The organism is Tardiphaga sp. (assembly GCF_044336785.1).
Taxonomy (GTDB): domain Bacteria; phylum Pseudomonadota; class Alphaproteobacteria; order Rhizobiales; family Xanthobacteraceae; genus Tardiphaga.
In genome coordinates, this window is sequence record NZ_JBIIOT010000145.1 from 1 (window position 1) to 8875 (window position 8875).

At 63.8% G+C, this 8875-nt stretch carries 6 protein-coding genes; 1 reads left to right on the forward strand and 5 read right to left on the reverse strand.

Annotated features, from left to right (window positions below; translation table 11 throughout):
- Nucleotides 1–65: 65 nt before the first annotated feature.
- Together ppdK and ACIQ2A_RS24430 are read right to left on the reverse strand one after the other, a co-directional pair.
- Complete coding sequence (gene ppdK / locus ACIQ2A_RS24425) at nt 66–3044, reverse strand: pyruvate, phosphate dikinase (RefSeq protein ID WP_398484369.1); 2979 nt, start codon at nt 3042–3044, stop codon at nt 66–68.
- Nucleotides 3045–3162: 118 nt separating this feature from the next.
- A complete protein-coding gene (locus tag ACIQ2A_RS24430; RefSeq protein ID WP_398484371.1) occupies nt 3163–3321 on the reverse strand; it encodes a DUF3096 domain-containing protein in 159 nt (52 codons plus the stop codon).
- A 249-nt stretch (nt 3322–3570) separates the two neighbouring features.
- Here ACIQ2A_RS24430 and ACIQ2A_RS24435 point away from each other — a divergent pair, with 249 nt between their 5' ends.
- The gene (locus tag ACIQ2A_RS24435; protein ID WP_398484373.1) at nt 3571–3936 is read left to right on the forward strand and encodes a DUF1236 domain-containing protein; all 366 of its coding nucleotides are present in this window, start codon (nt 3571–3573) and stop codon (nt 3934–3936) included.
- Nucleotides 3937–4182: 246 nt separating this feature from the next.
- On the opposite strand, the gene ACIQ2A_RS24440 is transcribed toward ACIQ2A_RS24435, so the two are convergent.
- From ACIQ2A_RS24440 to ACIQ2A_RS24450, 3 genes are all read right to left on the reverse strand, one after another.
- Nucleotides 4183–5277, reverse strand: coding sequence for a hypothetical protein (locus ACIQ2A_RS24440; RefSeq protein WP_398484375.1), 1095 nt, complete (start codon nt 5275–5277; stop codon nt 4183–4185).
- 273 nt (nt 5278–5550) lie between these two features.
- Nucleotides 5551–7665 (reverse strand): glycine--tRNA ligase subunit beta, encoded by a 2115-nt coding sequence (gene glyS, locus ACIQ2A_RS24445; RefSeq protein ID WP_398484377.1) that lies wholly within the window; start codon nt 7663–7665, stop codon nt 5551–5553.
- Nucleotides 7665–8600, reverse strand: a complete 936-nt coding sequence (locus ACIQ2A_RS24450) for a glycine--tRNA ligase subunit alpha (protein WP_398484380.1) — start codon at nt 8598–8600, stop codon at nt 7665–7667. Before ACIQ2A_RS24450 ends, glyS begins: the two co-directional genes overlap by 1 nt.
- Nucleotides 8601–8875 lie beyond the last annotated feature (275 nt).

Here is an 8875-nt window from a genome sequence, read left to right on the forward strand (position 1 = left end):
CTAACAACCAAACGCGGCCGGGTTTTCACCCGGCCGCTTCAAACTCAATCCATCCCACCCCAGCCTCACGCCTGGCTGGCGATTTCCTTGCCCAGGGCCGCCTGCGCCGCAGCGAGACGGGCGATCGGCACGCGGTAGGGCGAGCACGACACGTAGTCCAGACCGATCTGATGGCAGAACGCCACCGAGGCCGGATCGCCACCATGCTCACCGCAGATGCCGACCTTGATGTTCGGACGCGTCTTGCGGCCGCGGGCAACGCCGATCTTCACGAGTTCACCCACACCGCTGCGGTCCACCGACACGAACGGGTCGATCTCCAAAATACCCTTGGCGATATAGGTGCCGAGGAAGCTCGCCGCGTCGTCGCGGCTGATGCCGAACGTCGTCTGGGTGAGATCGTTGGTGCCGAAGGAGAAGAACTCCGCGGTCTCGGCGATCTCGCCGGCCAGCAGGCAGGCTCGCGGCAGCTCGATCATGGTGCCGACGGTGTAGTTGAGCTTGCCACCGGTTTCCTTCGTAACGGCGTCAGCGGTCGCATCGATGCGGGCCTTGGTGAGGTCGAACTCCACCTTGCTGACGATCAGCGGCACCATCACTTCCAGCGCCACGGCATCGCCGGTGCGCTTGGCGGCCTCGATCGCCGCCTCGAACAGCGCGCGGGCCTGCATCTCGGCGATTTCCGGATAGGCGATCGCCAGACGCACGCCGCGGAAGCCGAGCATCGGGTTGAACTCGGACAGTTCGCGCGCGCGATCGGCGAGCTTGCGCGGATCGGCGTTCATGACGCGCGCCACTTCCTCGATCTCGCCCTGGGTGTGCGGCAGGAATTCGTGCAGCGGGGGATCCAGCAGGCGGATGGTGACCGGCAGGCCATGCATGATCTCGAACAGCTCGACGAAATCGGCGCGCTGCATCGGCAACAGTTTGGCGAGCGCGGCTCGGCGGGCCTGCTCGTCTTCGGCCAGGATCATCTCGCGCACGGTGCGGATGCGGGTCTCTTCGAAGAACATGTGCTCGGTGCGGCACAGGCCGATGCCTTCGGCGCCGTACTTGATGGCGGTGCGCGCGTCTTCCGGCGTGTCGCCATTGACGCGGACCTTGAGCTTGCGGACCTTGTCGGCCCAGCCCATCAGGGTGGCAAATTCGCCCGACAGTTCCGGCTCGATCATCGGCATGCGGCCGGCCAGCACCTGGCCGGTGGAGCCGTCGATGGTGATGATGTCACCGGTCTTGAAGACGCGGCCGCCGATGGTCATGGTGCCGCGGCCGTAATCGACGCGGATGGCGCCGGTGCCAGAGACGCAGGGCTTGCCCATGCCGCGCGCGACCACCGCCGCATGCGAGGTCATGCCGCCGCGGGTGGTGAGAATGCCTTCCGAGGCGTGCATGCCGTGAATGTCTTCCGGCGACGTCTCGATGCGAACCAGAATGACCTTCTTGCCATCGGCCTGCAGCTTGGCGGCTTCATCCGACGAGAACACGATCTCGCCTGAAGCTGCGCCCGGCGAGGCGGGCAGACCGGTCGCGATCACGTCGCGCTCGGCCGAAGGATCGATGGTCGGGTGCAGCAACTGGTCGAGCGAGGCCGGATCGATGCGGGTGACCGCGTCCTTCTGCGAGATCACGCCTTCATTGGCGAGCTCGACGGCGATGCGGATCGAGGCCTTGGCGGTGCGCTTGCCGTTGCGGGTCTGCAGCATCCAGAGCTTGTTCTGCTCGACCGTGAATTCGAGATCCTGCATGTCACGGTAGTGCTTCTCGAGCTGCTTGTAGATGCGGGTCAGCTCCTTGAAAGCTTCCGGCATCGCCGATTCCATCGACGCCTTATCGGAGCCGCTCTCGATGCGGGCTTCCTCGGTGATGTCCTGCGGCGTGCGGATGCCGGCAACGACGTCCTCGCCCTGGGCATTGATCAGGAATTCGCCGTACAGCTTGCTCTCGCCGGTGGACGGGTTGCGCGTGAAGGCGACGCCGGTGGCCGAGGTGTCGCCCATATTGCCGAACACCATGGCCTGCACGTTGACGGCGGTGCCCCAGCTCTCCGGAATGTCATGGAGACGGCGATAGGTGATGGCGCGCTGGTTCATCCAGGAGGAGAACACAGCGCCGATGGCGCCCCATAGCTGGGCATGCGGATCCTGCGGGAAATCGCTGCCGGTCTCGCGGGCGACGGCTTCCTTGTACTTGCCGACCAGGTGCACCCAGTCGTCACCGTCGAGATCGGTGTCGAGCGAATAGCCCTTGTTGTCCTTGTAGGTGTCGAGGATTTCCTCGAAGTGATGGTGGTCGAAGCCGAGCACCACGTCGGAATACATGGTGATGAAGCGGCGATAGCTGTCATAGGCGAAACGCTTGTCGCCGGAGAGTTCGGCCAGCGCTTCGACGGTGACGTCGTTGAGGCCGAGATTGAGAACGGTGTCCATCATGCCCGGCATTGAGGCGCGGGCGCCCGAGCGGACCGAGACCAGCAGCGGGTTCGTGTCGTCGCCGAAGGTCTTCTTGGTGATCTTGCCGACGGTCTCCAGCGCCTTCTCGACCTGCGCCTTCAACTCTTTCGGGTAGCTGTTCTTGTTGTCGTAGTAATAGGTGCAGACCGAGGTCGGGATGGTGAAGCCCGGAGGCACCGGCAGGCCGAGATTCGCCATTTCCGCGAGGTTCGCGCCCTTGCCGCCGAGCAGGTTGCGCATCTCCGACTTGCCCTCGGACTTGCCGCCACCGAAGGAATAGACCCACTTGCCGGCCTTGCCGAGATCGGACGCCGGCTTGGCGGCGACCTTCTTGGCAATCGCCTTGGCCGGTGCCCTGCTTGCAGAAGCCTTGGCCACAACCGCTTTCTTCGCCACCGGCGCCTTTGCGACCACCTTGGTGGCAACGGCCTTCCTGGCGGCGGGCTTGGCAACCTTGGCCGGCGCCTTCGATTTCGCGGGCGCCTTCAATGCCTTGCGGGCGGCGGGCGCAGCCTTGACGGCAGCTTTGGACTTCGCGGCTTGCTTGGCAGCCTGCTTGACAGCCTTCTTGGACTTGGATGCGGTTTTGGCCATGGTTCTCAATCGATCCGGCGAGAGGATGGAGACGGGAAGGAACCGCCTTACACCACGTTTAGGCGATGTGGTGCAAGCGACGGCGCCGGTAGCTTGTTACGGAATTGCGTGGCGTAAATTAGCCGATCTTCAGCAGCTTGAAGACGCCGAGCCCGACCAGGCCGATGAAGATGAGATAAATCGCGACGATGAAGTTGAGCAGGCGCGGCATCAGCAGAATCAGGACACCAGCGATGAGCGCGACAATCGGCTGGATGTGAGCTGCCGTGATGGTCATGGGGGATCTCCGGGTGCTGTGATGCGATTCGGCGCCCTGCGCGCCGCGGGGGAGTAGCAGCATAAAGACGCGCCGGGCATCAATGGGTTCCCGGTTGCATCGCTGCAATGCATCAAAAACCGGCGCCATGTCCCCAAAAATTCCGGAACGATCGCTGGCGGCGGGCATTGGCCGACCGTGGGAATTCAAACGATGGCTGGACATCTCGCCGGCGAAGCAAGCCGGACATTGGCTATGAAGGAGACGACAATGCGTAAGACACTGATTGCAGCAGCCGCCCTCATGGGCACGATGGCAATGCCACTTGCGGCACAGGCCCAGGGCGTCACGGTTGGCGTCGCCGGTGGTGACCGTGTGATCGTCGACCAGAACGACCCCGATGGCATCACGGTGCAGGAGCGACCGGCGTTCCGCGAATATGTGGTGCGCGAGCGGGTGCCGACCTTCACGGTGGACGAGCGCGTCGTGGTGGGCTCGACCCTGCCGGAAGCCGGCGTGACCTATTACGACGTGCCGCAATCAGTGGCGACCACGCCCTATCGCTACACGGTGGTGAACGGACAGACCGTGCTGGTCGAGCCACGATCGCGCCGCATCGTGCAGGTCATCGACTAAGATAGTTGAGTGCGAAATTCGTTCGGGCGCTTTCCGATGAGCGACCGGACGAAGAAGCCCCGCCCCGGTGTCCCCTGCCGGGCGGGGCTTTTCTTTTGGGCGCCCACACTCCGCACCCTCATGGTGAGGAGGCGCGCAGCGCCGTCTCGAACCATGAGCTGGCCTGGCTCGGAGTGTGCGGTCATCCTTCGAGACGCCGCTGCGCGGCTCCTCAGGATGAGGGAAGAGTGTGTTGCGGGCAGCAGATCAACCCTTCAGCATCGACAGAATATTATTGGTCGATTTATACGCGGCCACCGCATTGTCGCGGAAGGCCGGCGTCCAGTTCGACGCCGTGCGCTCCTCCGCGCTCATGCCGGAATAGACATTGAGAATGCCGAGGCTGAGCTGGCTGGGATCGCCGCTTTTCTGGCTCGCCTGCAGCGCGTCGAGGATGCTCGCGCGGTTGCGCGCATCGAGCGTCTGCTTGGCGGCAAAGCTCTCTTCTTTCGAGAACAGGCCGTCCTGATTGAGCGACATCGCCGACAGCGAGCGATTGTCGATGGCGGAGAGATCGGCCATCTGCCCGGTTTTTCGCGCGGCGTCGTAGACCAGTTCGCCCTTGCCGCTGTCCTTCGCGGCCTTGGCCTGCGCATCGAGCGCGGCGCGCACCGCTTTCGCGACATCGCCGATGCTCTTCACCGGCTGCGCATCTTCGGGCTGGGCGAGAAAAGCGGCGACGGGATCATTGGCGATGCCCGACGGCGCCTTGTCCGGTGTCTGGGTCGTCGCCTGCACGCCCTTGGCAACGGCATCGCGCTGTGCGGCCCAGAGCGCGGTGGCTTTTTCTTCGGGGCCGGCCGCATCGAGATAGTCGGCCGCGGCCTTGTAGAGGCCGGCGAAAGTGCCCGTCAGTCTGGTGGTGCCGGCAGCCGGTGCGAGTGCGGTGTTGAGGCGGCTGGTGAGCTCGGCGCTCGCGGCCTTCTGCTCGTCGGCGGTGAAGCCGCCGCCATTGTTGGTGGAGACCGCAAACAGTGCGCGACGATCGAGCGAGGCGAGATCGACGGTGAGCTTGCCGCTCGCATCATAGGGGCCCTTGACCGTGGCCGCGGTGTAGAGCCCGTCCAGTGCCGTGCGGGTATCCGCGATCACGGTGGCGATGCTCTTGGTGTCACCTGATGCCGCAAGCTGCGCGCGGGCTGCATCCGAGAGCGTCAGGTTGGTCGCGGCAGATGACGATGACGACGCGCTCTCATTGGCCGTGAGCGCATTGGCCAGCGATGGCGCGGCTATTGCGGCCGCGCGGGCATAGGCCGAGCCGTAATTGGCGTAAGGATTGAGACCGGTATTGACCGACGTCATGCGCAGGCGCGCTCCATGGCACGGTTAACAAACCGTTGATGGGAGCGGACTTTTTCAGGGGATGGTTAAGGGAAGGTTAATGTTGCTGGAGGTGTCGGGATATTTCTACCCGTCACGCTCCGTCCCTCATGGTGAGGAGGCGCGCAGCGCCGTCTCGAACCATGAGCTGGTGGGGCTCCGAGCTCGCGGCCATCCTTCGAGACGCCGCTTCGCGGCTCCTCAGGATGAGGGGCAGAGCATGTGAGGGGCGGAGCTTGTGGCCGCCCCTTCCTCTCAGTCCTGGATCTTCGAGAAATCCGCCACCGCACGCGTGGCGGCACGGATCTCGTTCAGCAGCTTCAGACGATTTTCGCGCACAGAAGCATCGTCATCATTGACCTTCACCTTGTCGAAGAACGCATCCACCGCCGGGCGCAGTTTTGCCATCGCCGCCATGGCGCCGGCAAAGTCTTCCTTCGCCACCGCTGCACTCGCTTCCGGACCGACTTCGGCAATCGCCTTGGCCAGCGCCTTTTCCTCGTCGAGCTTGAACAGCGATGCGTCCGGCGCGCCGTCGAAGGTTCGCTTGTCCTTCTTCTCCTCGATGGTGAGGATGTTGTTGGCGCGCTTGGTGCCGGCAAGCAGGTTCTTGCCGTCGTCGCTGTCGAGGAATTTGCCAAGCGCCTCGACGCGGCGGACCACCATCAACAGATCGTCCTGACCACCGAGCGCGAACACCGCATCGACGAGATCGTGACGCGCGCCTTGGTCACGGAGCTGAACTTTCAGGCGATCGGCGAAGAAGGCGAGGAGATCGGATGGGACCTTCTGCGTATCGGCAAAGGTCTTGCCGGCGCTGGTCGCGAGCAGACCATCGACGCCAGACTTCGCAGCCTTGGTCATTGAGAGGCGGAGATTGTTCTCCAGCACAAGGCGGATCACGCCGAGCGCTGCGCGCCGCAACGCGAACGGATCCTTCGAACCGGTCGGCTTTTCATCCATCGCCCAGAAGCTGGTGAGCGTATCGAGCTTGTCCGCAAGGCCAACGGCAATGCTGACCGGGTCGCTCGGCACGCTGTCACCAGCGCCCTGCGGCTTCCAGTGGTCTTCGCTCGCCGCCGCGACAGCAGCATCTTCGCCGTGCGCCAGCGCGTAATACTTGCCCATCAGGCCCTGCAACTCGGGGAATTCACCGACGACCTCCGTCAGCAAATCCGCCTTCGCAAGCTGCGCGGCACGCTTGGTCTTCGCCGGATCCGCGCCGACCAGCGGAGCGATTTCGCCTGCAAGGCGCTCGATGCGCTTGATGCGCTCGGCCTGTGTACCCAGCTTCTCGTGAAACACGATCTGATCGAATTTCGGCAGCCGAGCTTCCAGCTTGGTCTTCAGGTCGGTCTCGTAGAAGAACTTCGCATCGCTCAGGCGCGCGCGGATGACGCGTTCGTTGCCGGCGATGATGGCGGCGCCGCCATCACTCGCTTCGATATTCGCCGTGAGAATGAACTTGTTGGTGAGCTTGCCCGTCTTGGGATCGCGCACCACGAAACACTTCTGGTTGGCGCGGATGGTGGCGCGGATCACCTCGTCGGGGATCGACAGGAAGTCCGCATCGAACGAGCCCATCAGCACCACCGGCCATTCGACCAGGCCGGCGACTTCTTCCAGCAAAGCGGGATCTTCGACCAGCTCATAGCCCTGCGCAAAGGTGAGCTGGCGCGCGTCGGCCAGGATGATCTCCTTGCGGCGCTCGGGATCGAGCACGACCTTGGCCTGCTGCAGCTTGGCGACGTAATCGTCGAAGCGGCGCACCTCGATCTCGCCGGGGGCGAGAAAGCGATGGCCGCGCGTGGTCTGGCCGACGCTGACACCGGGGAGATCGAATTTCACGACTTCCGGCTCTTCGGTCTCGATGCCGAAGGTGGCGATGATGGAATGCAGCGGACGCACCCAGGTCAGCGCGCTCGACTTGATCGACGCCTCGCCCCAGCGCATCTGCTTCGGCCACGGGAAGGTGCGGATCACCATCGGCAGGATCTCGGCCAGCACATCCACCGCCGGCTTGCCGGGCTTCTCGGTGAGCGCGATGTAGAAATCGCCCTTGGGATCGCGCTGGATTTTTGCCTCGTCGAGCGAGGTGAGGCCGGTCGCCTTCAGGAAGCCGGCAATCGCAGCTTCGGCGCCGCCGACGCGCGGCCCCTTGCGCTCCTGCTTGAGATCGGGCTGGCGCGCCGGAATGCCATGCACGGTGAGCGCGAGACGACGCGGCGTCGCGAAGGCTTTCGCGCCTTCATAGACGAGGCCGGCATCGACGAGCTTGTCGGTGACGATGCGGCGCAGGTCTTCCGCCGCCTTGGCCTGCATGCGGGCGGGGATTTCTTCGGAGAACAGTTCGAGGAGAAGATCGGGCATCAGGCAGCGCTTCCGGCTTCGGTGTGCACCCATGCTTCGCCGCAGGCTTTGGCCAGTTCGCGGACGCGCATGATGTAGCTCTGGCGTTCGGTGACCGAGATCACGCCGCGCGCATCGAGCAGATTGAAAACATGGCTGGCCTTGATGCACTGGTCATAGGCCGGCAGCGCCATCAGATGTTCTTCGCGCTTGTCGCCCTTCCAACCCGCATCGAGATACTTTTTGCAGGCGGCCTCGGCCATCTTGAACTGCTCGAACAGCATCGCGGTGTCGGCATGTTCAAAATTGTGCCGGGAATATTCCTGCTCGGCCTGCAGGAAGACGTCGCCATAGGTCACCTTCTCGGCGCCGTCGCGGCCGTTGAAGTTGAGATCATAGACGCGGTCGACGCCCTGCACATACATCGCGAGGCGTTCGAGGCCGTAGGTCAGCTCGCCCGCGACAGGGGCGCATTCGACGCCGGCGACCTGCTGGAAGTAAGTGAACTGCGAGACTTCCATGCCGTCGCACCAGCATTCCCAGCCGAGGCCCCAGGCGCCCAATGTCGGGCTTTCCCAGTCGTCCTCGACGAAGCGGACGTCATGCAGCGCGGTGTCGATGCCGATGGCTTTCAGCGACTGCAGATAGAGGTCCTGCAGGTTGGCCGGCGACGGCTTCATGATCACCTGGAACTGGTAATAATGCTGCAGCCGGTTCGGGTTCTCGCCATAGCGGCCATCCTTCGGCCGGCGCGAGGGCTGCACATAGGCGGCTTTCCAGGGCTTGGGGCCCAGTGCACGCAGCGTGGTGGCGGGATGGAAGGTGCCGGCGCCCATTTCCATGTCATAGGGCTGCAGGATCACGCAGCCCTGCTCGGCCCAGAACCGCTGCAGAGCGAGAATGAAACCCTGGAACGAGCGTTCCGAGCGCATATGCGGAGGCAGGGAGTCCGTCATGGTCTTGAATGTATCCGGGCCGGTTTTTCGGGATGTCGCGGTCAGATTCGCCCCAGAGTTTCAGAGCGGATCGAAGCGCGCGGACCGTATCCACGCAGGCCTGTGGAATCAAGGCGATACGCCGCAGGGCGGAACGAAAGCGGGCCACAGCGCGTTGATGTGCCGAACCCCAAGAGAACCTCCAAGAATGCAGCCGGCCATGAGGATATGCCCATCCTCGGCCGGCTTTTTCTTGTTCTTACCTCTCCCCACCGGGGAGAGGTCGGCCCGCGAAG

Bases quoted from the DNA above. Each gene is read 5' to 3' on its own strand.
- ACIQ2A_RS24430 (WP_398484371.1), bottom strand. From the start codon at position 3,321: ATGACCATCACGGCAGCTCACATCCAGCCGATTGTCGCGCTCATCGCT.
- ppdK (WP_398484369.1), bottom strand. From the start codon at position 3,044: ATGGCCAAAACCGCATCCAAGTCCAAGAAGGCTGTCAAGCAGGCTGCC.
- ACIQ2A_RS24440 (WP_398484375.1), bottom strand. From the start codon at position 5,277: ATGACGTCGGTCAATACCGGTCTCAATCCTTACGCCAATTACGGCTCG.
- ACIQ2A_RS24435 (WP_398484373.1), top strand. From the start codon at position 3,571: ATGCGTAAGACACTGATTGCAGCAGCCGCCCTCATGGGCACGATGGCA.
- ACIQ2A_RS24450 (WP_398484380.1), bottom strand. From the start codon at position 8,600: ATGACGGACTCCCTGCCTCCGCATATGCGCTCGGAACGCTCGTTCCAG.
- glyS (WP_398484377.1), bottom strand. From the start codon at position 7,665: ATGCCCGATCTTCTCCTCGAACTGTTCTCCGAAGAAATCCCCGCCCGC.